Origin of the sequence: Streptomyces fulvoviolaceus (assembly GCF_000718165.1) — a bacterium.
GTDB lineage: Bacteria > Actinomycetota > Actinomycetes > Streptomycetales > Streptomycetaceae > Streptomyces > Streptomyces fulvoviolaceus.
The window spans coordinates 203705-228090 of the sequence record NZ_JOEY01000002.1 but is presented as its reverse complement, the minus strand read 5'-3'; the positions used below and the strand labels follow the sequence as shown (position 1 = coordinate 228090).

At 68.5% G+C, this 24386-nt stretch carries 22 protein-coding genes and 1 riboswitch; of the genes, 12 read left to right on the top strand and 10 right to left on the bottom strand.

Annotation, left to right across the window (positions count from 1 at the left end):
• Nucleotides 1-74: 74 nt before the first annotated feature.
• The gene (locus IG08_RS0102895) at nucleotides 75-1019 is read right to left on the bottom strand and encodes a glucosyl-3-phosphoglycerate synthase (RefSeq protein WP_030595825.1); all 945 of its coding nucleotides are present in this window, start codon (nucleotides 1017-1019) and stop codon (nucleotides 75-77) included.
• 167 nt (nucleotides 1020-1186) lie between these two features.
• Nucleotides 1187-1333, top strand: a riboswitch (SAM riboswitch).
• A gap of 17 nt (nucleotides 1334-1350) precedes the next feature.
• Here IG08_RS0102895 and thrC point away from each other — a divergent pair.
• The 11 genes from thrC to IG08_RS0102840 all read left to right on the top strand — a co-directional run bounded on the left by thrC (nucleotide 1351) and on the right by IG08_RS0102840 (nucleotide 13406).
• Complete coding sequence (gene thrC / locus IG08_RS0102890) at nucleotides 1351-2631, top strand: threonine synthase (protein WP_030595822.1); 1281 nt, start codon at nucleotides 1351-1353, stop codon at nucleotides 2629-2631.
• A gap of 88 nt (nucleotides 2632-2719) precedes the next feature.
• Nucleotides 2720-2995 (top strand): ubiquitin-like small modifier protein 1, encoded by a 276-nt coding sequence (locus IG08_RS0102885; RefSeq protein ID WP_030595819.1) that lies wholly within the window; start codon nucleotides 2720-2722, stop codon nucleotides 2993-2995.
• 429 nt (nucleotides 2996-3424) lie between these two features.
• Entirely contained in the window at nucleotides 3425-3631 is a 207-nt protein-coding gene (locus IG08_RS0102880; RefSeq protein ID WP_007493268.1) for a cold-shock protein, read from the top strand.
• Between the two features lie 343 nt (nucleotides 3632-3974).
• Entirely contained in the window at nucleotides 3975-5603 is a 1629-nt protein-coding gene (gene groL, locus IG08_RS0102875) for a chaperonin GroEL (protein WP_030595816.1), read from the top strand.
• 185 nt (nucleotides 5604-5788) lie between these two features.
• On the top strand, nucleotides 5789-6919 hold the full coding sequence (locus tag IG08_RS0102870) for an NADH:flavin oxidoreductase (protein WP_030595813.1): 1131 nt from the start codon (nucleotides 5789-5791) through the stop codon (nucleotides 6917-6919).
• Between the two features lie 188 nt (nucleotides 6920-7107).
• Nucleotides 7108-8217, top strand: coding sequence for a DegT/DnrJ/EryC1/StrS family aminotransferase (locus IG08_RS0102865; protein WP_030595811.1), 1110 nt, complete (start codon nucleotides 7108-7110; stop codon nucleotides 8215-8217).
• Nucleotides 8214-9164 (top strand): Gfo/Idh/MocA family protein, encoded by a 951-nt coding sequence (locus tag IG08_RS0102860; protein WP_030595808.1) that lies wholly within the window; start codon nucleotides 8214-8216, stop codon nucleotides 9162-9164. Before IG08_RS0102865 ends, IG08_RS0102860 begins: the two co-directional genes overlap by 4 nt.
• 8 nt (nucleotides 9165-9172) lie before the next feature.
• Nucleotides 9173-10456, top strand: coding sequence for a nucleotide sugar dehydrogenase (locus IG08_RS0102855; RefSeq protein WP_030595806.1), 1284 nt, complete (start codon nucleotides 9173-9175; stop codon nucleotides 10454-10456).
• 46 nt (nucleotides 10457-10502) lie between these two features.
• Entirely contained in the window at nucleotides 10503-11135 is a 633-nt protein-coding gene (locus IG08_RS0102850) for an acyltransferase (RefSeq protein ID WP_030595804.1), read from the top strand.
• Nucleotides 11136-11454: 319 nt separating this feature from the next.
• Nucleotides 11455-12750, top strand: coding sequence for an RNA-guided endonuclease InsQ/TnpB family protein (locus tag IG08_RS0102845; protein ID WP_030595801.1), 1296 nt, complete (start codon nucleotides 11455-11457; stop codon nucleotides 12748-12750).
• Between the two features lie 110 nt (nucleotides 12751-12860).
• Nucleotides 12861-13406 (top strand): metallophosphoesterase family protein, encoded by a 546-nt coding sequence (locus IG08_RS0102840; protein WP_338060133.1) that lies wholly within the window; start codon nucleotides 12861-12863, stop codon nucleotides 13404-13406.
• Here IG08_RS0102840 and IG08_RS0102835 read toward each other — a convergent pair.
• From IG08_RS0102835 to IG08_RS0102805, 7 genes are all read right to left on the bottom strand, one after another.
• Nucleotides 13403-13972: a hypothetical protein gene (locus tag IG08_RS0102835; protein ID WP_030595795.1), complete on the bottom strand. Its 570-nt coding sequence runs from the start codon at nucleotides 13970-13972 to the stop codon at nucleotides 13403-13405. The two genes, IG08_RS0102840 and IG08_RS0102835, sit on opposite strands and share 4 nt — an antisense overlap.
• Nucleotides 13973-14015: 43 nt before the next feature.
• Complete coding sequence (locus IG08_RS0102830; RefSeq protein ID WP_052424460.1) at nucleotides 14016-14267, bottom strand: type II toxin-antitoxin system RelE family toxin; 252 nt, start codon at nucleotides 14265-14267, stop codon at nucleotides 14016-14018.
• Nucleotides 14264-14539, bottom strand: a complete 276-nt coding sequence (locus tag IG08_RS0102825) for a type II toxin-antitoxin system Phd/YefM family antitoxin (protein ID WP_158812177.1) — start codon at nucleotides 14537-14539, stop codon at nucleotides 14264-14266. Before IG08_RS0102825 ends, IG08_RS0102830 begins: the two co-directional genes overlap by 4 nt.
• A gap of 38 nt (nucleotides 14540-14577) precedes the next feature.
• On the bottom strand, nucleotides 14578-15399 hold the full coding sequence (locus tag IG08_RS0102820) for a hypothetical protein (RefSeq protein WP_030595787.1): 822 nt from the start codon (nucleotides 15397-15399) through the stop codon (nucleotides 14578-14580).
• A gap of 270 nt (nucleotides 15400-15669) precedes the next feature.
• Nucleotides 15670-16200 carry a DinB family protein gene (locus IG08_RS0102815; RefSeq protein WP_030595786.1) on the bottom strand — a complete coding sequence of 177 codons (531 nt, stop codon included), beginning with the start codon at nucleotides 16198-16200 and terminating at the stop codon, nucleotides 15670-15672.
• A 25-nt stretch (nucleotides 16201-16225) separates the two neighbouring features.
• Complete coding sequence (locus IG08_RS0102810) at nucleotides 16226-16486, bottom strand: DUF397 domain-containing protein (RefSeq protein WP_030595783.1); 261 nt, start codon at nucleotides 16484-16486, stop codon at nucleotides 16226-16228.
• Complete coding sequence (locus IG08_RS0102805) at nucleotides 16470-17309, bottom strand: helix-turn-helix domain-containing protein (protein WP_030595780.1); 840 nt, start codon at nucleotides 17307-17309, stop codon at nucleotides 16470-16472. Before IG08_RS0102805 ends, IG08_RS0102810 begins: the two co-directional genes overlap by 17 nt.
• A 111-nt stretch (nucleotides 17310-17420) precedes the next feature.
• On the opposite strand from IG08_RS0102805, the gene IG08_RS0102800 reads away from it, so the two are divergent.
• Complete coding sequence (locus tag IG08_RS0102800; RefSeq protein ID WP_030595777.1) at nucleotides 17421-17813, top strand: hypothetical protein; 393 nt, start codon at nucleotides 17421-17423, stop codon at nucleotides 17811-17813.
• 86 nt (nucleotides 17814-17899) lie between these two features.
• Here IG08_RS0102800 and IG08_RS0102795 read toward each other — a convergent pair whose 3' ends face one another.
• Nucleotides 17900-18232, bottom strand: a complete 333-nt coding sequence (locus IG08_RS0102795) for a hypothetical protein (RefSeq protein WP_158812176.1) — start codon at nucleotides 18230-18232, stop codon at nucleotides 17900-17902.
• Between the two features lie 2 nt (nucleotides 18233-18234).
• Nucleotides 18235-24261, bottom strand: a complete 6027-nt coding sequence (locus IG08_RS0102790) for a DNRLRE domain-containing protein (protein ID WP_338060132.1) — start codon at nucleotides 24259-24261, stop codon at nucleotides 18235-18237.
• Nucleotides 24262-24386: the final 125 nt, after the last annotated feature.

The window sequence follows — 24386 nt, the reverse complement described above, 5'->3', positions numbered from 1 at the left end:
AAACGTTCGGCCGGTCCCGGCTGCCTCGCCGTATACGGCAGGTAGCAGCCCGTAACGCGGGGAACGGGGCCCGTTCAGGCGACCTTGCGCTCCGCGTACTCCGCGATCTCCACCATCGGCGGCCGCTCCTCCGTGTCCACGGAGTACGTACGCGGCTCGAAGCCGTCCTCGCCCCGCTCGAACTGGGTGAGGGAGGGACGGATGAGGTGCCCGCGGGCCAGCCGGAGCTGGGCCGTGCGGTAGATCGCGGCGGACATCCGGCCCAGCGCCTGCCCGTCCTGGTGCCGGTGCTTGCGCACACCGACGTCGACCTGGGCGAGCGCGTCGAGGCCCACGAGATGCAGGGCGTCGACCAGCATCCCGAGCTCGACGCCGTATCCCACCGGGAACGGCAGCTGCTCGAGGAGCGAGCGGCGGGCCGCGTACTCGCCGCCGAGCGGCTGCACGAAACCGGCCAGCTGCGGCCAGTGCATGTTCAGCAGCGGACGCGCCATGAGCTCGGTGACCCGGCCGCCCTGGCCGGCGGCGCCGCCCAGCGGGCGGTCGTACATGCCCTTGACCAGGTCGACCTCGGGATCGGTGAGCAGCGGGCCGACGATGCCGGAGACGAAGTCCGAGGAGAACTCCTTCAGGTCGGCGTCGATGAAGCAGACGATGTCACCGCTGGTGACAAGGAGCGAGCGCCACAGCACCTCGCCCTTGCCGGGGGCGGCCGGAAGGCGGGGGAGGATGTCGTCGCGGTGGACGACCCGGGCCCCGGCGGCGGCGGCCACTTCGGACGTACGATCGGTCGATCCCGAGTCGACGACGACGATCTCGTCGACGAGCGGGACCTGCTGCATGAGGTCGTGACGGATCACGGCGACTATGTCACCGACCGTCTCCTCCTCGTTGAGCGCAGGCAGGACGACACTGACCGTCTGCCCCTTGCTGCGCTTCGCGGCCATGATCCGGTGGAGCGGGCGATCGGTCACGGACCAGGATCGGCTGGCCAGCCAGCGCTCGACTTCGTTCAGCACAGTGCGCGGCTCCTCTGCGTTCTCTCGGCGAGCGGCGATCACTTAGGGTGCGTGATCCATCTCGCGGTTCGGACGGCTCACTCAACTGTCCTGGCCTTCGGTTACAGTCTTGAACAACGCTGATGACCATCGCATGTCGGGGGCCGTCGGCGTACACAATCGAATACCGCTCATCCAGAGGGGCAGAGGGATACGGCCCGTTGAAGCCCCGGCAACCCTCCAGCCGGTCTTGTCACGTTGACGTGGCGAGGCTCCCGGCTAGGGAAGGTGCCAAATCCGTCTCACGGCGAGATGCGTCGTGAGGAAGATGAGGAGAAAGGGCCTCGCCTCCATGGCTGCGCAGACTGTTGCAAGCACCACGAACTCCGTCGATCTGGGACCCGCCGCGGCGCTCTCGTGCCGCGAATGCGGCCACCGCGTCCCCCTCGGTCCGGTCTTCGCCTGCGAGGAGTGTTTCGGCCCGCTCGAGATCGCGTACGACTTCTCGGCCTACGACACCGAGGAGCTCCGCAAGCAGATCGAGGCGGGACCCGCGAACATCTGGCGCTACGCGCCGCTGCTGCCCGTCCCCGCGGACGTGGCCGACAAGCCCAACATCAACCCCGGCTGGACCCAGCTCGTCAAGGCCGACAACCTGGCCCGCGAGCTCGGCGTGACCGGCGGTCTGTATGTGAAGGACGACTCCGGCAACCCGACGCACTCCTTCAAGGACCGCGTCGTCGCCCAGGCCATCGAGGCCGCGAGGGCCTTCGGCTTCACGACGTTGAGCTGCTCCTCGACCGGCAACCTGGCCGGCGCCGTCGGCGCCGCTGCCGCCCGCGCCGGCTTCCGGTCCTGCGTGTTCATCCCGCACGACCTGGAACAGGGCAAGGTCGTCATGGCCGCGGTCTACGGCGGCGAGCTCGTCGGCATCGAGGGCAACTACGACGACGTGAACCGCTTCTGCTCCGAGCTGATCGGCGACCCGGCCGGCGAGGGCTGGGGCTTCGTCAACGTCAACCTGCGGCCGTACTACGCCGAGGGCTCCAAGACGCTGGCGTACGAGATCTGCGAGCAGCTCGGCTGGCAGCTGCCGGACCAGCTGGTCGTCCCGATCGCCTCCGGCTCGCAGCTCACGAAGATCGACAAGGGTCTGCAGGAGCTGATCAAGCTCGGGCTCGTCGAGGACAAGCCGTACAAGATCTTCGGCGCGCAGGCCGAGGGCTGCTCCCCGGTGTCCGTCGCCTACAAGGCGGGGCACGACGTCGTCCGGCCGCAGAAGCCGAACACGATCGCGAAGTCGCTGGCGATCGGTAACCCGGCGGATGGTCCCTACGTCCTCGACATCGCCCGTCGTACGGGTGGTGCGGTGGAGGACGTGAACGACGAGCAGGTCGTCGATGCGATCAAGTTGCTGGCGCGTACGGAAGGCATCTTCGCGGAGACTGCTGGTGGGGTGACCGTGGGTGTCGCGAAGAAGCTGATCGAGAATGGTCTGCTGGACCCGACCCTGACCACGGTCGTCCTCAACACCGGTGACGGTCTCAAGACGCTGGACGCGGTGGCGGGTACGGGGCTCAGTGCGACGATTCGCCCCAACCTGGAGTCGTTCCGTGAGGCCGGACTTGCATAAGAGGTAGTTGTTCGTCTGCGGGCCGCGGGGGCTGGTCGCGCAGTTCCCCGCGCCCCTGAGGGGCGTTTACCCGACCGGAGGTTTCATCGTGAGCGTCAACGTCCGCATCCCCACCATCCTGCGTACCTACACCGGCGGGAAGGCCGAGGTCGCCGCCGAAGGTGCGACTCTCGCCGAGGTCATCGCCGATCTCGAGAAGAACCACAACGGGATCGCCGCCCGGGTCCTCGACGACCAGGGCAAGCTGCGGCGGTTCGTCAATGTGTACGTGAATGACGACGACGTCCGGTTCGAGCAGGGGCTGGAGACGGCGACCCCGGACGGTGCGGGCGTCTCGATCATCCCGGCCGTCGCCGGCGGCTGATTGTTACCCTCGGTAATTCCGGTTACCAAGAGTTCAAGCAATTGCCCCCTCCGTGAGAGAAGCGGAGGGGGCAATTCTGTATGGTTGAGCGCGGTACAGTTGGGGAACCAGCTGCTTTCTCCATGCCAGACGCATATGAGAACTGGCTCCGCATGCGACGAGAAGTAGCCAAAGTGTGCGAGTCTTTCGCGTCTTATGCTCCTTTTGTGAGGCCCGACTTGCCCTGAATTCGGGCGAAGTCTCCGTACATTCCTGACTGGTCTTGCCCAGAATTCTCGTCCGATTGACCTGTTGCAGACGGCAGTTGGACAGATACATTCGGCCGCGGTCGACGCGTTCCGGCGCACGCCCCCAACGTTGGGGGGTGAGGTCTGACCCGGATCCGCGAAGTGTGGATCTGTGCAAGGGCCAGTAATAGGGGAGTTAGGCATGGCTCAGGGCACCGTCAAGTGGTTCAACGCGGAGAAGGGGTACGGCTTCATCGCGGTCGACGGTGGTGCGGATGTATTCGTCCACTACAGCGCGATCCAGATGGACGGTTACCGCACCCTTGAAGAGGGCCAGCGGGTCGATTTCGAGATCTCGCAGGGTCAGAAGGGGCCGCAGGCGGACATGGTCCGTCTTGCGACAGGCTGAAGCACGCGCCGGGTAACAACAGCGTCGTTCTTCGTTCTTCTTCGGAGGGCTCGTACCCCATGGGGAGTCATGGGTACGGGCCCTTCGGCATGTCCGGGACTCCCCAGGACCCCCGCGGAACCCCTGCGGCGGCTGCCCGATCCCCGGGAGGCGCTTGCACTCGCAGGGGGCGAGTGCTAATCATTGGCGTTAGCACTCTGAAGGTGAGAGTGACAACGAAGGACCGGGTCGGTGAGGCCCGCAGGCCGGGTGGGGCAAGGAACCACGAGGTGTGCGAGCCGTCCGTCGCGGGCGCGGGCGCGGTCCGAAGGAATCACCCCCAGTCCTGGAGGGACCACTTCACATGGCCAAGATCATCGCGTTCGACGAGGAGGCGCGGCGCGGCCTCGAGCGCGGCATGAACCAGCTCGCGGACGCCGTCAAGGTGACGCTCGGCCCCAAGGGCCGCAACGTCGTCCTCGAGAAGAAGTGGGGCGCCCCCACGATCACCAACGATGGTGTCTCCATCGCCAAGGAGATCGAGCTCGAGGACCCGTACGAGAAGATCGGCGCCGAGCTGGTCAAGGAAGTCGCCAAGAAGACGGACGACGTCGCCGGCGACGGTACGACCACCGCCACCGTCCTCGCCCAGGCCCTGGTCAAGGAAGGCCTGCGCAACGTAGCCGCCGGTGCCAACCCGATGGCCCTCAAGCGCGGTATCGAGAAGGCCGTCGAGGCCGTCTCCTCTGCCATCCTGGAGCAGGCGAAGGAGGTCGAGACCAAGGAGCAGATCGCCTCGACCGCCTCCATCTCCGCCGCCGACACCCAGATCGGCGACCTGATCGCCGAGGCCATGGACAAGGTCGGCAAGGAAGGCGTCATCACCGTCGAGGAGTCCCAGACCTTCGGTCTGGAGCTTGAGCTCACCGAGGGTATGCGCTTCGACAAGGGCTACATCTCGGCGTACTTCGCGACCGACATGGAGCGCATGGAGGCGGCGCTCGAGGACCCGTACATCCTCATCGCCAACTCCAAGATCTCCTCGGTCAAGGACCTGCTCCCGCTCCTCGAGAAGGTCATGCAGTCGGGCAAGCCGCTGCTGATCATCGCCGAGGACGTCGAGGGCGAGGCCCTGTCGACCCTGGTCGTCAACAAGATCCGCGGCACCTTCAAGTCCGTCGCCGTCAAGGCCCCGGGCTTCGGTGACCGCCGCAAGGCCATGCTCGGCGACATCGCCATCCTCACGGGCGGCGAGGTCATCTCCGAGGAGGTCGGCCTCAAGCTGGAGAACGCGACCCTGGACCTCCTGGGCCGCGCCCGCAAGGTCGTCATCACCAAGGACGAGACCACCATCGTCGACGGTGCCGGTGACTCGGAGCAGGTCAACGGCCGGGTGAACCAGATCCGCGCCGAGATCGAGAACAGCGACTCGGACTACGACCGCGAGAAGCTGCAGGAGCGCCTGGCGAAGCTCGCCGGCGGTGTCGCGGTCATCAAGGCCGGTGCCGCCACCGAGGTGGAGCTCAAGGAGCGCAAGCACCGCATCGAGGACGCCGTGCGCAACGCCAAGGCGGCCGTCGAGGAGGGCATCGTCGCCGGTGGCGGCGTGGCCCTGCTGCAGGCCTCCGTGGCGCTCGACAAGCTCGAGCTCGAGGGCGACGAGGCCACCGGTGCCGCCGCCGTCAAGCTGGCGCTCGAGGCCCCGCTGAAGCAGATCGCCGTCAACGCCGGCCTCGAGGGCGGCGTCGTGGTGGAGAAGGTCCGCAACCTCCCCGTGGGCGAGGGCCTGAACGCCGCGACCGGCGAGTACGTCGACATGCTCGCGGCGGGTATCCCCGACCCGGCGAAGGTGACCCGCTCTGCGCTGCAGAACGCCGCCTCCATCGCCGCGCTGTTCCTCACCACCGAGGCCGTCATCGCCGACAAGCCGGAGAAGGCCGGTGCCGGCGCCGGCGCCGGTGGCGGCATGCCGGGCGGTGACATGGACTTCTGATCGACCTCTGGTTGATCAACGTCCTTGCCGAGGGCGGCACTTCCGGTTCCGACCGGGGTGCCGCCCTCTGGCGTGTCCGGCTGGCGTGTCCGGGATCACAGGGCGCCCGGAAATGGAGTGACGGACGGGGCGGTTGGCACCTGGGTAGTGTCTATGCGTATGCACATACCGAGGAGTACCCCCACGTGACCGCCATCTCCGCCGAGCCCACCTCCCGGGCGGCCCGGATCCTCTCCCGGCCGACCACCATCAACGGCCTGACCGTCCCGAACCGCATCGCGATGGCGCCCATGACCCGCGCCTTCTCGCCGGGCGGCGTCCCCGGCGCGGACGTGGCGTCGTACTACTCCCGCCGTGCGGCCGCGGGCGTCGGCCTGATCGTCACCGAGGGCACGTACGTCGGCCACGACTCGGCGGGGCAGAGCGACAGCATCCCGCGCTTCCACGGCGAGGAGCAGCTGGCGGGCTGGGCGAAGGTGGCCGAGGAGGTGCACGCGGCGGGCGGCACGATCGTCCCGCAGCTGTGGCACATCGGCATGGTCCGCGAGCAGGGCCAGCCGCCCTACGCCGACGCCCCCGCCGTGGGCCCCTCCGGCCTGCGCATCGGCGCCGACGAGCCCACCGGCAAGGCGATGACCCAGCGCGACCTGGATGACGTCATCGGCGCGTTCGCCGAGGCCGCGGCCGCCGCCGAGCGCATCGGCTTCGACGGGGTCGAACTCCACGGCGCCCACGGCTACCTGCTCGACCAGTTCCTGTGGGAGGGCACCAACCGCCGTACGGACTCCTACGGCGGCGACCCGGTCGCCCGCACGAAGTTCGCGGCGGAGATCGTGGCGGCGGTCCGCGAGACGGTCTCCCCGGACTTCCCGATCATCTTCCGCTACTCGCAGTGGAAGCAGGAGGCGTACCGCGCCCGTCTCGCCGAGACCCCGCAGGAGCTGGAGGCCGTCCTCGCGCCCCTGTCCGCGGCCGGCGTCGACGCCTTCCACGCCTCCACCCGCCGCTACTGGCTCCCCGAGTTCGACGGTTCCGACCTCAACCTCGCGGGCTGGACGAAGAAGCTCACGGGCAAGACGACGATCACCGTCGGCTCGGTCGGCCTCGACGGCGACTTCCTCCGCGGTTTCGCCGGCGAGGGCTCCCCGGTCAAGGGCATCGACGACCTCCTCGACAGCCTGGAGCGCGAGGAGTTCGACCTGGTGGCCGTGGGCCGCGCGCTGCTGCAGGACCCGCAGTGGGCGGCGAAGGTACTGGACGGCCGCTTCGAGGAGCTGGCGCCGTACGAGGCTTCGGCGCTGGCGACACTTAGCTGAGCGTATGTGCGGCGGGCGGCGTCTGTGTCGACGGGTGCCGCCCGCAGCAGCATGACTGCCTGAGTCAGACAGTGATCTAATGCGAGTCCAGCCAGGATGACCTGTCATGCTCGGCTCAACCGGGCGGGTATCCGAAAGAGGTCGTAGCCGGTTGAGAGTCAGTGGCTGCCGTGAATGGGGGGAGCTCCATGCGAGGCGTTGGGCAGGAGTTCATACCCGCTGCGCGTCCGGTCATCGGCGAGGAAGAGGTCGAAGCCGCGGTGCGCGTGCTGCGCAGCGGTCATGTTGTGCAGGGACGTGAAGTGGCCGCCTTCGAGGAGGAGTTCTCGAAGTTGGTATCGGGTCTCCACTGTGTGGCGGTGAACTCGGGCACCTCCGCGTTGCAGCTGACGCTCTTGGCGTTGGGCATAGGCCGCGGAGACGAGGTCGTCTTACCGTCGTTCTCCTTCGCCGCATCGGCCAACGCCGTACGGCTGGTCGGCGCCGAGCCCGTCTTCGTCGACATCGAGGCCGGCAGCTTCTGCATCGACCCGGACGTGGTGGAAGCCGCGATCACACCGCGCACCGCCGCGATCATGCCCGTCCACCTGTACGGGCATCCAGCCGCGATGGATCAGTTGACGGGTATCGCCGGGCGGCATGGCCTCGCTCTCGTCGAGGACGCCGCCCAGGCACATGGTGCCGCGCTGAATGGGCAGCCGGTTGGATCCTTCGGTTCGGCGGGCTGTTTCAGCTTCTATCCCACCAAGAACATGCATGCCTTGGAAGGCGGCATGGTCACCACCCCTGATGCCGAACTGGCGCGACATCTCCGGCTGTTACGCAACCAGGGAATGATCGAGCGGTACGCCAACGAGATCGTCGGCGGCAACATGCGCATGACCGACGTGGCCGCCGCCATCGGCCGCGAACAGCTGAAGAAGTTGCCGGGATGGACCGAACAGCGCTGTGCGAACGCAGCGTTCCTCGACACCGCTCTGATCGGCGTAGGGGTGCCGCCTGCCGCAGAGAACGTGCGGCACGTCTACCACCAGTACACGATTCGTGTCCCTGGGGACAGAAACGCTGTGCAGGAGGCGCTGGCCGAGCGCAACGTGGGAAGCGGTGTGTACTACCCGACCCCGATCCACAAACTGAAACCGTACCGGGAGCGAGATCAGACGAATCGTTCCTGGGGCCTGCCGGAGACCGAACGGGCAGCTGCCGAGGTCCTGTCGTTGCCAGTCCACCCAAGCCTGTCTCAGGGCGAGTTGGACTACGTCGCAGCCTCTGTGAACGCTGTGGCAGGCGGACAGTGACTTCGCTACCCCTGCGCGCCGGTCTGGTCGGCCTGGGAGCCATGGGCCGCAACCACGCCCGCGTCCTGGCGAATCTGGGCGGTGTCGACCTGGTAGGAGTGGTCGAGCCGATGAGCGACGCCGAGGCGGCCTACGGGGCTCCCGTGTTCTCCACGGTCGAGGAGTTAATAGCTCTGGGTGCCGACTACGTTGTCGTCGCTTGCCCGACCGCTCTCCATGCGGAGGTCGGTCTCAAGCTCGCCGAGGCGGGCATCTGCGCGCTCATCGAGAAGCCGCTGGCTCACACTGTCCAGGCCGCGCGACGACTGGTCGAGGCCTTCCGGTCTCGCGGTCTGGTTGCGGGGGTCGGGCACATCGAGCGGTTCAACCCAGCGCTGTTGAGTCTGCGCACTCGGCTGGAGACGGGTGAGCTCGGTGATGTCTACCAGGTCGTCACCCGACGCCAGGGCCCTTACCCGCACCGCATCGCGGACGTCGGTGTGGTGGAGGATCTGGCCTCCCACGACATAGACCTCACCTCCTGGCTCACGAGTCAGGAGTATGCGTCCGTAACAGCGCACACGGTCTCCAAGAACGGGCGCTCGCATGAGGACATGGTGGCGGTCACCGGGCAGCTGGCCGATTCCACCGTGGTCAACCACCTGGTCAACTGGCTCAGTCCGCTCAAGGAGCGTACGACGGTCGTCACCGGCGAACACGGCTGCTTCGTGGTCGACACCCTCAGCACCGGCTTGACGTACTTCGCCAACGGCGAAGAAAACATGGTTCGTTGCCCCGTTCCCAAGCGGGAACCGCTGGTCGTCGAACATGAACACTTCCGAGATGCGGTGCGGGGCAAGCCCGCCGAGATCGTGCCTCTGCATCACGGACTCCGTACGGTGCGCGTTTCCGCTGCCGTGATCGAGTCGGCGCAGCGTGGCATCACCGTGACCCTGCGGGACAAGTGAGAGCCGCCATGGATATCTGTGTCGTCGCACTCGGGAAGATCGGTCTCCCGCTCGCCGTACAGTTCACCGCCAAGGGCCATCGGGTGACCGGCGTCGACCTGGACAAGAAGGTCGTTGAGCTGGTCAATGCGGGTATGGCGCCCTTCCCGGGCGAGAGGGGCCTGGATGCCAAGCTCCAAGCCGCAGTGGTCGCCGGCATGTTGACCGCCACAACCGACACCGCCGCGGCGGTTGCCGAGTCCGAGGCTGTAGTGGTCGTGGTGCCGTTGCTGGTGGACGCGGACGGTGTTCCGGATTTCGGTCGAATGGACTTCGCCACGCGTGCGATCGCTACTGGTCTGCGCCCAGGGGTATTGGTCTCGTACGAGACCACGCTTCCTGTAGGAACGACCCGTGCCCGCTTAGCGCCGATGCTGGAACAGGGCTCTGGTCTTACCGCTGGCCAGGACTTCCACGTGGTCTTCAGCCCTGAGCGAGTCCTCACGGGGCGGCTCTTCGCCGACCTGCGCCGATATCCGAAGCTCGTCGGTGGCATCGACAAGGTCTCCGCTCGGCGCGGCGTCGAGTTCTACGAGGCCGTCCTGGATTTCGACGAGCGGCCGGACCTCGACCGGCCCAACGGGGTTTGGGACCTCGGTTCAGCTGAGGCTGCCGAGCTGGCCAAGCTCGCCGAAACGACCTACCGCGACGTCAACATCGGCCTGGCCAACCAGTTCGCCCGCTTCGCCGATCAGGTTGGCATCGACATCAAGACGGTCATCGACGCCTGCAACACCCAGCCGTACAGCCACATACACCAACCCGGTATCGCTGTCGGCGGCCATTGCATCCCGGTCTACCCGCGCATGTACTTGTGGAACGATCCGTCGGCGACCGTGGTTCGGGCGGCCCGTGAGGCCAACGTGGCGATGCCGTCGTACGCCGTTGACCTGCTCGCGGCCGCCTACGGTGATTTGGCGGGTGCCGGCGTCCTCGTGCTTGGCGCGGCCTACCGTGGAGATGTGCGGGAGATCGCCGTCTCCGGTGTCTTTCCCACTGTCGAGGAGCTCACGGCCCGTGGTGCGATCCCGTATGTCTCCGACCCCATGTACAGCGCCGAGGAGTTGGCAGCCCATGGTCTCGTGCCGCACCGGGGCGAGGTCGTGACCGCTGCCATTCTCCAGGCCGATCACGCTGCGTACCGTGAGCTGTCTGCCGCTGACTTTCCGGGCGTCAGAGTCCTGGTCGACGGTCGGCGCACCACCGACCCGGCCCGTTGGGCAGGCGTGCGCCGCATCGTCATCGGCGGCTGAGTACACCTCGGGACCTGAACTGCACCCAGACCGCGAAGGCAAGAGATTGAACTACAGCGTCAAGCCCACGGCCCAGGTCGATGAGACGGCCGAACTCGGTGACGGGACCACCGTGTGGGAGCTCGCACAGATCCGCGAGAATGCCCGCCTGGGCAAGAGCTGCGTCGTCGGCCGCGGAGCTTACGTCGGTGCGGGCGTGCGGATCGGCGACAACGTCAAACTGCAGAACTACGCCCTCGTGTATGAACCCGCTGAACTCGCTGATGGCGTCTTCGTCGGCCCTGCTGTCGTCCTCACCAACGACCGGCATCCCCGTTCGGTCGACCCCGACGGCAAGTTGAAGCACAGTGGCGACTGGGAGGCTGTTGGAGTCAAGGTCGCTGAGGGGGCCTCGCTGGGAGCGCGCTCCGTTTGCATCGCTCCCGTGCGCGTCGGACGCTGGGCGTTGGTTGCCGCAGGCGCCGTGGTCGCCAACGACGTACCTGACTTTGCCATGGTCGCAGGAGTGCCTGCCCGCCGTATCGGCTGGGTGGGCAGGGCCGGGGTGCGATTGGTCGAACGGGAGGGTGCACCGGGCGTATGGGAGTGCCCGCAGACCGGCACTCGTTACGCGGAGCGGGTCGTCGAGAGTTCAGAGAGCGGAGTCCATCTCGTGGAGTGGCGTGATGGGATCGCATGAGGTGTGCGGTGGGTAATGGCCCCAAGTTCACGGCGTCGTACTGTCGACTGCGCATGAGCCCGTTAGGGCTCGCAGAAGAACAACATGCGGGCGCGCCGGGCGCTGACCTGGGACGTCAAGTCTCTGAGCCCACAAGCTAATCTTCTGCGATCCCTCAGGGTTTGAGAGATGAGGATCCTTCATCTACGCACCCAGGGGTGACAGACAAGGCGTGCTCTCTGATCAAATGCGAACGGTATCCGGGCGGGAAGTGGTTGCTTCCAGTGCTGAAATGACCTGTTTTCCGTAGTCGGATCATCGCATGCTACGGTCCCCGGCCATGGAGCAGCGGGGGCCCGAAGATGGCCTGGTCAAGCGGCAGTTCGGGCATCGTGCCCGGCTGGCACTCGACCCTGCCCAGGCGGCTGTACTGGATGCCCAGGCGCATGCGGCCCGTACTGCCTGGAACCTGCTGCACGACTGGTGGCTGATGCTGCCGAAGGCGAAGCGGACCCTGGCGGCGGCCGACACGGTGATCCGGCAAGGGCGGGCCGAGCTCGACTGGCTCGGAGTGCTGCCCGCGCAGGCCGCGCAGGCGGTCCTGAAGACCTATTTCCAGGCCTGGCGGAACTGCTGGGAAGGACGGGCACAGGCGCCAGAATTCAAGGCTCGCTTCCGCACCCGGATGAGCATCGACATTCCGCAGGGCCGCGACCTGCACGTAGTGCGGGTGCACCGCAGGTGGGGCATGGTCAACATCCCCAAACTCGGGAAGGTCCGGTTCCGCTGGACCAAGGACCTTCCCGTCGGTAAGCACGTGGGCAAGCACCGCAGGGTCACCGGGGCCCGACTGGTCAAGGACGCCCTGGGCTGGCACATCGCCTTCCGCGTGGCCACCCTGGAACAGGCCCCCGCGCCGCATCCCGGCCCCGAGGTCGGCATCGACGCCGGGATCACCATCCCGCTGGCCCTGTCCGACGGTGAAACCGCCGAACACGAACCCTGGCTGTCCAAGAAGGAAGAGGCCCGGCTGCTGTCCTTCGAGCAGCGCGCCGCCCGCCGCAAGGAGCACCGGAAGAAGGGCGAGCGCACCAGTCGCCGCCTGCACAAGACGTACGACCAGATCGCCCGCATCCGCGCGACAGCCAAGCGCCGACGCGACGACTGGCAGCACAAAACCACCACCGGTATCGCCGAGAGGTACGGCACGGTAGTGGTCGAAGCACTCCCCATCACGAACATGGTCAAATCCGCGAAGGGCACCGTCGAGCAGCCAGGCAAGAACGTCGCGCAGAAGGCGGGCCTGAACCGCTCCATCCTCGGCGAGGCCTGGGGGCGCACCGTGGAACTCCTGGCTTACAAGCTCGCCCAGCGGGGCGGCGCCCTGGCCGAGGTGCCCGCCCCCGACACGTCCCAGGAGTGCTCGCGGTGTCACACAGTGACGCCGGGCAGCCGGAGGAACCAGGCCGAGTTCGTGTGCAACAACCCCGCGTGCGGCTGGGAAGGCAACGCCGACCACAACGCCGCCCGCACCGTGCTTCACCGATACCGGACGGGCCACGCGCTCGACCCGGCTGCCGGGAGGGCAGTCGTCAGGCGCGCTGGTCACGGCGTCAAACCAGCCACCGCAAGGTAGGCAGGAATCTCCCCCGTTCACAGGGGAGAGAGCTTCAAACGACCGGCAACCATGACGAGCGGACGGCGTTCGGGAAGGTGCTGGGGAGCGGGCATCCGGAGCCGGAAGCCGTGCTGGACTCCCAGGAACGGGCGGCGGTGAGCACGGTCGCCGGGTGGCGGTTCGTGACGCTGGACTCGCTGGTGCCGGGGAAGGTGTACGGCCGTATCGGCGAGGTTCAACTGGACTGGTTGCGGGGTGCGTTGGAGGCGCCTGCGCCGCGTGGCACGGTCCTGGCCTTCCACCATCCGCCGGTCAGCCTCGATGTGTCGGCGAGCCAGCCGTTCTTCGGGTTGCGCAACCCGGGCGAGCTGGCGGAGGCGATCCGGGGGAGTGACGTACGGGTGATCCTCACGGGTCACTTCCACCTCCAGCTCTTCGGGATGCTGGAGTCGGTGCCGGTGTGGGTCACGCCGGGCGTGGTCAACCGCGTCGACCTGACGACGGCGCCCGGGACGGAGCGGGCGGTGCGCGGGGCGGGGGCGTCGATGGTGGTGCTGGACGGGCCGACGAGCCCGATGTTCCACACGTTCCACGCGCGGGAACCGCGGGCGCACGAGACGGTGTACGAGCTGGACGCCGATCAGACGCGGGCGTTCATCGAAAGGGAGCGCTAGAGGTTCCCGAGGGGCTCGATGTCGACCTTCACCGGAGTGCCCCACACCCGCAGCACCTCGTAGTCGGTGAACTCGTGCACGAGCCGGTAGGCCATGGCGGGGCGGGGCCCGCGGCGCGCGGCGGCGATATACAGCTCGGCCTCGTGGCGATCACGCCGCGGGGTGCCGCAGAGCTGCCACTCCTGCCCGTTCCACAGCTCGGGGAGCCAGCGCTGCTGGGGCTGGGGCCGGTCCTCGCGGACGCCGTAGCGGGAGGGCGTGGGCTCGGTGGACCGGTGGCTCACGGCGGGACCGTTGAACTCGGCACGCCGGGCGGCCCGGCGCCGGGTCTCGCACAGCAGGCACAGGTCGTGGGCGTTCTCGTCGACGGGCCCGTTGGGGTGCTCGGGGCACCGGGTGCTGGGCTTGGCCGCGGAGACGCTGTCGTCCAGCAGCTCCAGGGCCCGCTTGATGTCCGCCTTCACTTCGTGCAGCTTGGCGTCGGGCGAGTCGCCGGTCAGGGAATCGCCGTGCTCGCCGAGGAGACGGAGGGCACGGCCCAGGGCGGTGAGCTGGGCGTGGTTCATGGGGTGGGGCTCCGCTTCTTGCGGTGGCCTTGCGTGTTCCGCATCAGTTGCTGCGGCCGACTTTCAGCACGTGGATGGTGACGGTTTCGCCGTCTGGACGGTAGAGCACACGCCAACTGCCGATGTGCAACCTGTAGTAACCGGAGGTACCCAGAGCACGAGCCGCCTCCGGGTGGGGGTCGTCGGCGAGCGCGCGTACCGCCGCGGCAGTCGCCTTGGCGCCCACGGGGTCCGTGGTTCGGAGTCGGCGGAACTCGTTCATGGCGTGGTGCTCCCAGGCCAACGTGTACGTCACGAAGCGGCCTCTCGCAGGTCCTCGGCCTCCAGCTGAGCCATGAACTCGTCGTGGGACAGCGACGGGCCGGACGGCGTCGACTCACGAGCCCGCGCTTCGGCGATGTCCGCCTCGTCACGCAGCCGCTGCAGCTCTTCCAGCTCGCTTATCGGGATGAGCGCGGCCGCCGGCTTGCCGTACTCGGTGATCAGGATGTGCTCCTGACCGTGCCGGACTCGGCCGACCAGTTGGCCGAGCTGGTTGCGGGCTTCCACGAGTGGATACGTCTCCATGGAAAAACTGTACACACCCGCGAGTGTGTGCGCTGAGTTCATCGGGTTGCAGCTGTCCTTTCTGGGCGCCGCTGGGACATCGCGGCCCGGATGGCATCCGCGCGGGCCTGGACGGTGGGGGCGGGGAGGGGTGCGTTGAGGTGGTCCGGAGCGCGCTCGCCTCGGCATGCGCCGCAGATGCCGTCCGGCAGGGCCTCCGGACGTCCCGGCATCCCGCACTTCGCGCACTCCAGGACGCGCAGCGGGCGGGGTGGGGGTGCGGGCTCCGGTGGGAGCTTGTCGGTCAGGCGTTTGCGGAGGAAGGCCGCCGGGTGGTGGACCGGGATGGGGAGGCCGACGGTCAGGGCGTTGCGTACGGCCGTGTCGGTGGCGCCCCGGGAGTACCACTCGGTGACCAGGGGCGCGAGGGCCGCGCAGTCGGCGGCGGAGAGGGAGAGCGCGGGGGTCTCGCGGCCGAGGGCGGCGAGGAGGATGTACGCGCGGGAGCGGGTCGGCGGGGCCGACCGTGATTCCTCCGGTACGTCGCCTCGGGTGAAGGACGTCCACCAGTCGTTGTCGCGTGCGGTACGCGACCACCACGATCGGGTGATCCATCGGGAGCCGGACGACTCGGTGGTCAGATGTTCGCGGCCCCGGCGCAAGTGCCCTGCCCGCTGGAGGTTGTTGAGGGCGGTACGGAGGGCGCATTGGCCGTACGGCAGCACCTTGGCCAGCGTTTTCACGGAGATGTCGGCGCCGTCGGAGAGGCGGTCGACGTACGCGGCGATGGCGGCTTCGCGGGGTGGGAGGTGGGCGAAGTCGTGCGCGGTGCGGGGGTGTTGGCCGGGGGCGGTGCGTTTGCCGTAGCCCGGGTTGGCCATGGGGTGCGGGAGTGCGTGCGCGGGCAGGAAGGCAGGACTAAGATTGGCGGCAGCCACGGGATCGCCTTTTCCGATCTCGGCGGTTAAGCCCCCGCAGGTGTTGCTAGCACCTGACGGGGGCTGTTCGTTATCCGGGACGGTAGACGATCGTGACTCTGCGTGGCAAGCCGAACGCGTCAAGTCAACACGCGGGGTGGGAGGGCGGGTTGAGACCCACACCCATTCCAAGCAAAGAGGGCTCGGAGCTGGGGACTTGAGCTTCGGGAACGGTCAGCCCATGCTCTTCGCGCCGTCCAAGGACTCGCGGATGATGTCGGCGTGGCCGGCGTGCTGGGCGGTCTCGGCGACGATGTGCAGCAGCACCCTGCGGGCCGACCAGCTGGCCCCGGGCTTGTTCCAGGGGGCCTCGGGCAGCGGGTGGGCGGCGTTCAGGTCGGGCAGGGACGTGACGATCTCGTCGGTCCGGCGGGCCGTCTCGTCGTACGCGGCCAGGACACCGGCGAGCGTCTCGCCCGGCAGCATCCGGAACTCGTCGGCCCGCCGGGCGAAGTCGGCCTCGGTCATGTTGCTGAAGTCGTCCGACGGCGACGGGCCGTTGAGGATGAAGTCCGCCCAGTTCCGCTCCGCCGACGTGACGTGCTTGATCAGTCCGCCCAGGCACAACTCGCTGGCGGTGGTCCGCTGTCCCGCCTGCTCGTCGGTGAGGTCACGTGTGGTGAAGCGCAGGAAGTGCCGGTGGTGGGCCAGCGCTTCCAGGAGGTCGGCGCGCTCGGTGGTGATGTCCTGCGTGGTCTCGGTCATGGGGCCACGGTAGGAACGATATAGGTCAGATCCTGACCGCCTTGATGAACGCGGACCAGGACTCCGCCCGGAACACGAGCTTCGGGCCGTGGGGGTTCTTGGAGTCGCGGACGGGGACGAGGGTGGGGTGGCCGTCGGCTACTTCGAGGCAGTCGCCGCCGCTGCCGCCGCTGTGCGTGGACTTGCGCCAGCGGGCGACTTCGAGGCAGTCGCCGCCACCGCCGCCGCTGTAGCTCGACTTGTGCCAGACGGCCGTGCTCAGGTCGTAGTCAGGGAAGTTCCTCATGGGCGTAATCCTGCGCCAACGCCTCGATCAGGGCCAGGGACTTCTCCGGCGAGAGTGCGGAGGCCGCGAGGAGTTCGAAGGTGAGCCTCAGCTGGGCGACGGTGGCCGGGTCGTCCTCCAGCCGTCCGGTGCTAGGTCCCTCGAAGTAGATCAACGGAGGGGCGTCCTCGAAGTCCATCAGCTTCAGGGAGCCCTCCATCGCCGTGTGCGCTCCCGCGCTGAACGGCAGCACCTGCACGATGACCCGGCTCCGGCGTGCCAGATCCGCGACGTGGTGCAGGGCCTCCGCCATCACCGCCCGGCCGCCGGTCTCCCGGCGCAGTGCCGCCTCGTCAAGCACCGCCCACAACAACGGCTTTGTTGGGTCGTCGAGTAGACGGGTCCGCGCCATCCGGCCCTCCACCCACTCCTCGATGGTCTCCTCCGGTGCAGTCGGGGCGTACGCGCGGTTCACGGCCCGTGCGTACGCGGGCGTCTGGAGCAGACCGGGGATCAGCGTCGGCGCGTACTGGCGGATCGCCGTGGCCAGCGCCTCCGCCTCCGCCGCCTCGGCGAAGCGCTCGGGATAGCGGGACTTGGCCGTCGCCCCACAGTTCCTCTGAAAGAAGTCCCCCGTGCCCAACGCCTCGTCCAACAACCGGGCGTACTCCGGCTGCAACCGCCGTGTCGCCGCCTCCAACTGCCCGATGAACGAGCCGCTCACGAAAAGCCGCGCCCCCAACTCGTCCTGGCTCAGCCCGGCCTGCTCTCTGGCGTGCCGGAGTTCCGCCCCCAGCAGCGCGCGCGGTGACGACGACGGGTCGAGGTCCTTCGGTCCTGCCATGGCAGCTCCCGGTTCCACATCGGAGGTGTTGGGATGTCCCGTATAGCCAGGCTAGGGATGTGACGGCCACGCTGTGTTGCGAATCACCAACTCAACGTGGAGGTACGGAGCGTGCGGTCGACCGAAGAAGTAGTCGAAGTCCTGCGCGAGGCACTCACAGGCGCCGGAATCGCCCTGCCCTCCCTGTGCGTCGACCCCGTCACCGCCGCGAGCGCGGAGCCGTTCGCTCTCGTCGACCTCGGGCGCTGCAACACCCGTACCGCCGAGCGGCTCGCGTCCGTGCTGCGAGGGGAGAGGCCGGCCGTCGGGACGCATGTCGCCGACCAGAGGGACGGGCGCCTCGGCGAGGTCATGGGCCACCTGGGCGGCAGAGTGCAGCTACGGCCCCTCGGCGGCGGCCGGGAGTGGGACTGTCCGCCGGAGTCGGTCGAGCCCGCGCCGCCGGAGGAGGTGTTGCGGGCGAGGGTGCGGAAGGTCAACCAGGAGGGACGGTTGCCCTGTTGAGTGGGGCGCATGAAGATCCTCACCCCTCGTGCGTCCTTTTCGGACGCACGAGGGGAACGACGGCAGCGATCACGCCCGGGCTCGTCTCACCCGAACATCCCGGTGCACACCGCGTGCAGTGGCACGAAGACCCACGCTCCCTTGAGGACGGCGCTGCGCAAGCGGCTCTCCTCCCGCTGCTCGAAGCAGTACTCGACAGCACGGACAAGGAGCACCGGGATCACCACCCCCGCGAGTACGCCCTCCAGAAACGGCGTACGGGACTCCGCGGAGTGTTCCATCCCCCAGCTCACCGCCAGTACGCCCAGCAGGACGTACCGGAAGGGAAGGTCGGTGACCATCTTCTTGTTGGCGAAGGCAAGCCCGGCAATGCCGAGCAACTCGACCACCACGACAGCGAACAGGGCGAAGTCCAACATGGTCACCACGCCTTACGGCAAGCGGTCTTGATGTCGTTCCACCCGAAGTACAGGGTGAAAATCCCCTGGACCACCGAGTTGGCGTTGAGCCCTTCGCCGCGGAGCACCCGCCGGACGATGCGGATGATTCGCTTCGAGCGCTTCAGGCTCTTCGAGATCCGGTACGCGACCACCAGGACCTTGGCCCACGCCGTGTAGGGAATGACGCTGAGGATCAACATCCCGACGAGCATGATGCACCGCCGCTTCCAGTACCAACTGCTCCACCAGCTCGTACCGGCGAGGTCGTACATCATGACCGGGTCGACAGGGTAGCCGTAGTGGTTCGGCGAGCCCGCGGCGACCGGGTCGACCTGGAGGAACCGCCCCGTGGACGGGTCGTACAGCCGGACCCCCATCAGCGTGTAGCCGCTGAGCGTGTCGCCGGAGCGCTGCTTGGCGCCGGTCCAGCCGTAGCGGGTGGCCGCCGTGTCGTCGAGGACGTTGCCGTACTCGTCGTAGTGCTGGACGGTGGCCGCGACGGTGGTGTCCAGCGGAAGCTGGACGGCGATGTCGCCGTGCAGGTTGGCGAGTTGCAGGACGGCGTTGCCGCCGGCGCCGGTGGTGGCCGCGAGGTCGCCGGTGAGGTCCTTGACGTTGCGGCTGACGGTGCTGCCGGTCGCGGTCCAGGTCGGGCTGTCGCAGCCGCAGCCGTAGTGGCTCGTCGTGCTGCTGCCGGTGCTCCAGGTGCCGTCGGTGGCCTGGGTCTGGGCGGACTGGACAGCCAGGCGTCCGGCGGCGTCCAGGGTCCAGGTGTTGCGGCTGGTGCCGAGGGTTTCGGAGGCGACCAGGTCGTTGGTGTAGTACGCCAGGCTCGTGTCGCCGCTGGTGGTGGTGCGGCCGAAGGCGTCGTAGACGTAGCCGGAGTTCACCAGGCGGTCGGCCGAGTCGTAGGTGTACGACGTGGTGACCGTGGTCGCGTCGTCCGTGGTGCTGGTGTCGCAGTCGTCCGAACCGGCTGTGAGCGCCGTGCGGTTGCTGTTGGCGTCGAAGGTGTAGGCGCGGGTGGCGCAGCCGCCGGCGGTGGTGTCGGCGGCCTGGGTGAGGCGGCCGGCACTGTCGTAGGTGTAGGCCGTCTCGGTCGTCGAGCCGTCGGTCTGGGTGTGGCCGGACCGGTGCCCGGTGACCGTGTATCCGGCGGTGTCGGAGACGACGGCGGTGCCGTCGGAGGTGGTGTACTCGCGGCCGGTCTGCTGGCCGGTCGGGTCGGTGGTGAGGGTGAGGGTGTAGTCGCCGGGCAGGGTCTCGGTGGTGAGGGTGCCGTCGGCGTCGTAGGTGCCGGTGAAGGTGCCCGCGACCGAGTCGGTCAGGGTCTTCAGGTGGCCGGCCGTGCCGTAGACGTAGGTCACCGTGGACGGGGACGAGTCGGTGGCCTTCACCGGACGGTCCAGGACGTCGTACGCGGTGGTGCTGGTATTGCCGGCGCCGTCGGCGTAGGAGGTCTGGCGGCCCAGGTCGTCATAGCCGAGCGTGATGGTCTGGCCGTTGGACGCCTGGGAGGCGATCTGCCCGTTGGCCTCGTCGTAGGTGTACGTGGTGGTGGGGGTGTCCGTGCCCGTGCCGCCGGTGACCGCAGTCCTGGTCGGGCGGCCGGCCGTGTCCACCGTGTCGGTGGTGGTGCGGGTCACGCTGTTGGCGGTCTCGGCCTTGGTGGCGGCCTGGCCCCAGCGGTCGTAGGTGAAGACGGTGGTGACCGCTTCGGTGGGGTTGGACCCGCCCCCGGTGATCGCCGCCGCGGGCGCGGTCCTGCAGAGCAGGCCGTCCCACGCGACCGAGGCGCAGGTGCCGGTGGCGTCCGCGTCGTAGTACGTGTACGCCAGCGTGCCCGCGTCCGAGCCGGACGAGCCCGCGGTGCGGGTGGTGGCCACGTGGCCCGCGTCGTCGTACGTCGTCACGAGTGCCGTGGTCGCACCGCCGTCGGTCGTTTTCTCCTGGCCGGTGGACCAGTCGTAGGTGGTGGTGACCGTGGTGGTGTCGGCGTCGGTGGCGTAGCCCGCGATGGACGCGCCGGTGACGGTCGAGGTGACCAGGTTGGAGACCGTCGCGTCGGCGGGCTTGTTCTCGTCGTAGGTGTATGCCCTGTGGGTGCGGGCCGGGATCGCCGTGCCCGCGGCGAGTGTGGACTCGGTGGTGGTGCCGGTGAGCTCCTCGGTGAGGGTGACGGCGTGCAGGGGGCCGTACTCGTCGGTGAGGCGTTCGCCGTCCGCCGAGTACTCCGAGACCGTGGCCAGCTGCCGGGCGCGGTCGGCGGTGGACAGGTCGGTCAGGCCGAGTCCGGCCAGTTCGTCGGCGGAGCCGCCGAGCGCCAGCTCACGGTTGGCCGCGGTGAGGTCGGCGACCGTGTTGCCGTACTCGTCGTACTCGGTTGTGGTGATCGAGCCGCCGGGCTTGGCGGTGTTGGTCTCCTCGCCGCCGGCGCTGATGTAGGTGACCGTGGCCCGGTCGTACGAGGACGACGTCAGGTCGCTGCCGGTGGAGGAGGCCGGGACGCTGTCCGCCGGGAAGACGGCGGTGGCGTCGGTGGGTGCCTCGTCCTGCGCCCAGGTGGCGACCGTGTCGGTGTCCATCTGGTTCGGGGCGGTGGTGCCGGAGAGCGGGACGTCGTAGACGACCGTGGTGACCGCCGTGCCGGACGTGGTGCTGTCCGAACCCTCCGCCAGAGCCGCGCGGGTGGCCTTCAGCAGCATGCCCGCGCCCGCGGTCAGGGCGGAGCCGGCCTTGCCGTACGTGAAGGTCCAGGGCAGCTCACCCGGCTCGGTGAGCGTCTCCACCCGGCCGTCGGAGTCGTAGGTGTACTCCGCCTTCAGTGCGGGGCTGATCCGCGGGTCCCAGACCTGGCGGAGCTTGCCGGAGGAGCCGTACGCGTAGGAGGCGAGGGTCTCGGCGGTGGCGGTGGCGGCACCCGGAGTGGTGGCCCACAGCTTGATCGCCTTGACCTGGCCCGCGTAGTCGCCGAGCGCCGAGCCGGTGGCCGTCGTGGAGGAGGCGTAGACGTACTCCAGGACGCGGCAGCCCTTGGTGGTGGGCTCGGTCTGGCAGGTGGCCGCGGTGACCGCACCGGTCGGCGAGATGACGTACTTCGGGCGGGCCAGCGTCTCGCTGCCGGACGTGACGGTCTCCGAGACGGTGGTGACCTTGGTGTCGTCGACCGCGGTGGCGGAGGAGGACAGGGTCCAGGTCGTCGCCGCGGTGGCCGCCTTCTCGAACACGGTGGTGTTGGCGTCCGTGTCGGTCAGCGTGAACTTCGTGCCGGTCAGTGAGCCCGTCAACGTCAGTGACTCGGCACCCGTCTCCGGCTGCCAGTCGCCGCTCGACGTCGCGGTGAACGCGATCGCGCTGCCGTCGGCGCTCAGCAGCTCGACGGAGGTGCCGGAGGTCTTGCGGATCTGTGTGTGGTCGCTCGCCGCGGCGGTGACCGAGGACGTCCAGCCGGGACCGAAGATCTCGGCCTGGCCCTCGGCGTCGGTGTCGTTGGCGCGGGAGGAGTACGTGCGCTCCACGCTCGCCTGGAACGCCGAGGCGTCGGAGGCCGAGAGCGTGTAGTCGCCGGTGAGCTGGTTCACCGTGCCGGGGCCGACCGCGGCCGTGGGGGCGGTGCCGGCGTCGCGGTCGAGGGTGACCCCGACGGTCTGGGAGTGGCCGGTGGTGGTGCCGTCGGTGAAGGCGGCGCGCAGTTCGATCACACCGTCCTCGGACAGCGAGTTGACGGTGTTCCAGACCAGCTTGGTCGCGGTGCCGTCGGTGACGCCGACCGGCCAGGCGGAGACCGCGTCGCCGGAGGCGGTGACGTCGCCGACCGGGACGGTGTGCCAGGTGTCGGTCTCGCCGCGGCGGTACTGCCAGGTGACGCCGGTGTAGGAGGTCAGACCGGTGGCGGAGAGGGCGAGGCGGCGGGCGGTGGTGTCGCCGTCGGACGGGGAGAGGATCGCGGCGCCGTCCGCGCCGACGCCGAAGCTGTAGGCGGTGATGGCGGTGGAGAGGTTTCCCCCGGAGTCGACCGTGCGGGCGTACAGCGTGTGCCAGCCGTTCGCCGGGTCGATGGAGACGGTGGCCGAGTCACCGCCGGTGCCGTTGGTGGTGTCCAGCTTCTTGTTCGGCACCGCGGAGTTGTCCAGGCCCCAGTGGTAGCCGGCGCCGTCCGTGGAGGAGGTGTCGATGGTGCAGGACACGGCGTCGTCGGCCTTGGCCGTCCAGCCGTTCTCCGTGTACGTGTCACAGGAGACGGTCGGGGCGACGGGGAGGCCGGTGTTCATCAGGAACGTGGTGTAGCCGGTCCAGGCGCCGTAGTCGGTGCCGTCGTAGGCGCGCACGCGGTAGCGCAGGTGCGTGCCCGCCGGGAAAGCGGAGGCCGAGGGGATGGTCAGCTTGGCCGTCGAGCCGGAGGACACCGAGGCGGATGTGCCGGTGTAGGAGTACGTGGTGTCCGCGTACGCCGGGTCGGGGGTGACCTCGAACTGGCCCTTGGTGCTGGAGCCGTCCGGGTCGGTCACCTTCGCCGACAGGGTCGGGGTCAGTGAGGTCACGTACCGGGTGCCGTTGTAGGCGTTGACCTGCGACGGCGAGATCGCGAGCGAACTCGGCGTGGACGGATAGGAGTTGTAGGTCACCGTCAGCTTCGGCGCGTAGCCGGAGGTGGTGTAGTTCGCCGAGCGCCAGCGGCGCCAGGTCAGCGAGTCCGTCTCGTCGGTGCCGTAGACCATGAGGCCGTAGTTGGTGGTGCCGTCGGCCCACGCCTGGACGATGGTGTCGATGTCCCAGTTGGACCAGGCCGCCGGGCAGGCCGAGGAGTAGCCGTGCGGCACGAGGTTGACGACGGCGCCGGTGCCGGCGGACGAGGGCCGGGTGGCCCAGGTCAGCGTTGACGAGGACCAGGCGGAGGTGATCCGGCGGACCGTGGTGCCCGATCCGGTGCTGGAACAGGTCGAGGAGTAGTAGTTGTACAGGGCGAAGTTGGTGTCGGTGATGTGCTTGCCGACGAACTTCGACACATCGAACTTCAGATACGAACGGGCCTTGTCCGTACCGGAGTCGTAGGTGCCCGACTTCAGTTCCTGCGAACTGAGCTGGGAGTCCGGGTAGTCCGGGGTCTGGATCCAGGTGTCCGTGGTGACCGCGAGGGTGGTCGTCGGGTCGACTGTCACCGGGTAGGTCGCGGTGGCCAGGAAGTCGGGGGCCGGGGTGAGGACGAGGGTCTGCGAACCGTCGGCGGCGGTCTCGATCTCGGTCGCGACCTGCTCCTGATGGGCGGACTCGCCGGAGGCCTTGTCCTTGGTCGCGTCCCACATCATCGGCGCCGAGGCCTCGGCCACCAGTTTGCCGTCGCTGTTCTTCAGCAGCAGGTGCCCGGAGTCGGCCTGGGACAGCTTCAGCCCGTCCAGGTTCAGCGGTATGCGGTAGACGGCCTTGCCGTCGGGCTGCTGAGCGAGCGTCACATACTGCGAGAAGCCCTGTGCCAGCGCGGTCACCGACAGAGTCTGCCCGCCGCCCAGGTCGTAGGAGGCGGTGCCGTCCTTCACCTCGGGGGTCGGCAGCTTGTCCTCCCAGCCCAGGCCGAAGGACTCCGAACCCTTGGTCACCGAGGCCAGCTGCTTGTCGCCGCCGTCGGAGACGGCGATGTCGGCGACCGTCGCGGCCGGCGTGAGCTCGGATCCCGTGTCGGACAGGGAGGTGTCGATGTCCCTCCACACCCCGTTCTGCTTCACCCGGATCGGTCCCGCGTACGCCGACGTCTGCAACTCCCCGCTGGGCAGCGCGTACGTCGTCGAGTCCGCCGTCCGCTCCGACAGCACCTCGATCTTCCGGCCCTGCAGGCGTGCCATCAGCAGCGCCGCCGCCACCGAATCCGCCGACGACGCCGACTTCGTCTCCGCTGCCGCCGTGACCTCGGTCGTGCCCGAGCCGGTGGCGAACGCCGCCCCCGTCTCCAGCGACGCCAAGGCCGTCTCCGCCGCCAGCACGATGGCTGTCGCCAGTGCCGTACGCCTCAGCAAAGCGCGCGAGGATCTCCCCCGGCCCCCTGAGCCAGCGAAGACTCTTCTCCCCTTGAGTCTCATCACCACTCCTGAAATCGCGTCGGGACGCCCAACGCGTCCCGAGCGGCGCGATCAAATGTCAG

Bases quoted from the DNA above. Each gene is read 5' to 3' on its own strand.
- IG08_RS0102835 (WP_030595795.1), bottom strand. From the start codon at position 13,972: ATGAACCACGCCCAGCTCACCGCCCTGGGCCGTGCCCTCCGTCTCCTC.
- IG08_RS0102805 (WP_030595780.1), bottom strand. From the start codon at position 17,309: ATGGCAGGACCGAAGGACCTCGACCCGTCGTCGTCACCGCGCGCGCTG.
- IG08_RS0102815 (WP_030595786.1), bottom strand. From the start codon at position 16,200: ATGACCGAGACCACGCAGGACATCACCACCGAGCGCGCCGACCTCCTG.
- IG08_RS0102820 (WP_030595787.1), bottom strand. From the start codon at position 15,399: ATGGCCAACCCGGGCTACGGCAAACGCACCGCCCCCGGCCAACACCCC.
- IG08_RS0102855 (WP_030595806.1), top strand. From the start codon at position 9,173: ATGGATATCTGTGTCGTCGCACTCGGGAAGATCGGTCTCCCGCTCGCC.
- IG08_RS0102845 (WP_030595801.1), top strand. From the start codon at position 11,455: ATGGAGCAGCGGGGGCCCGAAGATGGCCTGGTCAAGCGGCAGTTCGGG.
- IG08_RS0102880 (WP_007493268.1), top strand. From the start codon at position 3,425: ATGGCTCAGGGCACCGTCAAGTGGTTCAACGCGGAGAAGGGGTACGGC.
- IG08_RS0102795 (WP_158812176.1), bottom strand. From the start codon at position 18,232: ATGTTGGACTTCGCCCTGTTCGCTGTCGTGGTGGTCGAGTTGCTCGGC.
- groL (WP_030595816.1), top strand. From the start codon at position 3,975: ATGGCCAAGATCATCGCGTTCGACGAGGAGGCGCGGCGCGGCCTCGAG.
- IG08_RS0102810 (WP_030595783.1), bottom strand. From the start codon at position 16,486: ATGAGGAACTTCCCTGACTACGACCTGAGCACGGCCGTCTGGCACAAG.
- thrC (WP_030595822.1), top strand. From the start codon at position 1,351: ATGGCTGCGCAGACTGTTGCAAGCACCACGAACTCCGTCGATCTGGGA.
- IG08_RS0102825 (WP_158812177.1), bottom strand. From the start codon at position 14,539: ATGGAGACGTATCCACTCGTGGAAGCCCGCAACCAGCTCGGCCAACTG.
- IG08_RS0102865 (WP_030595811.1), top strand. From the start codon at position 7,108: ATGCGAGGCGTTGGGCAGGAGTTCATACCCGCTGCGCGTCCGGTCATC.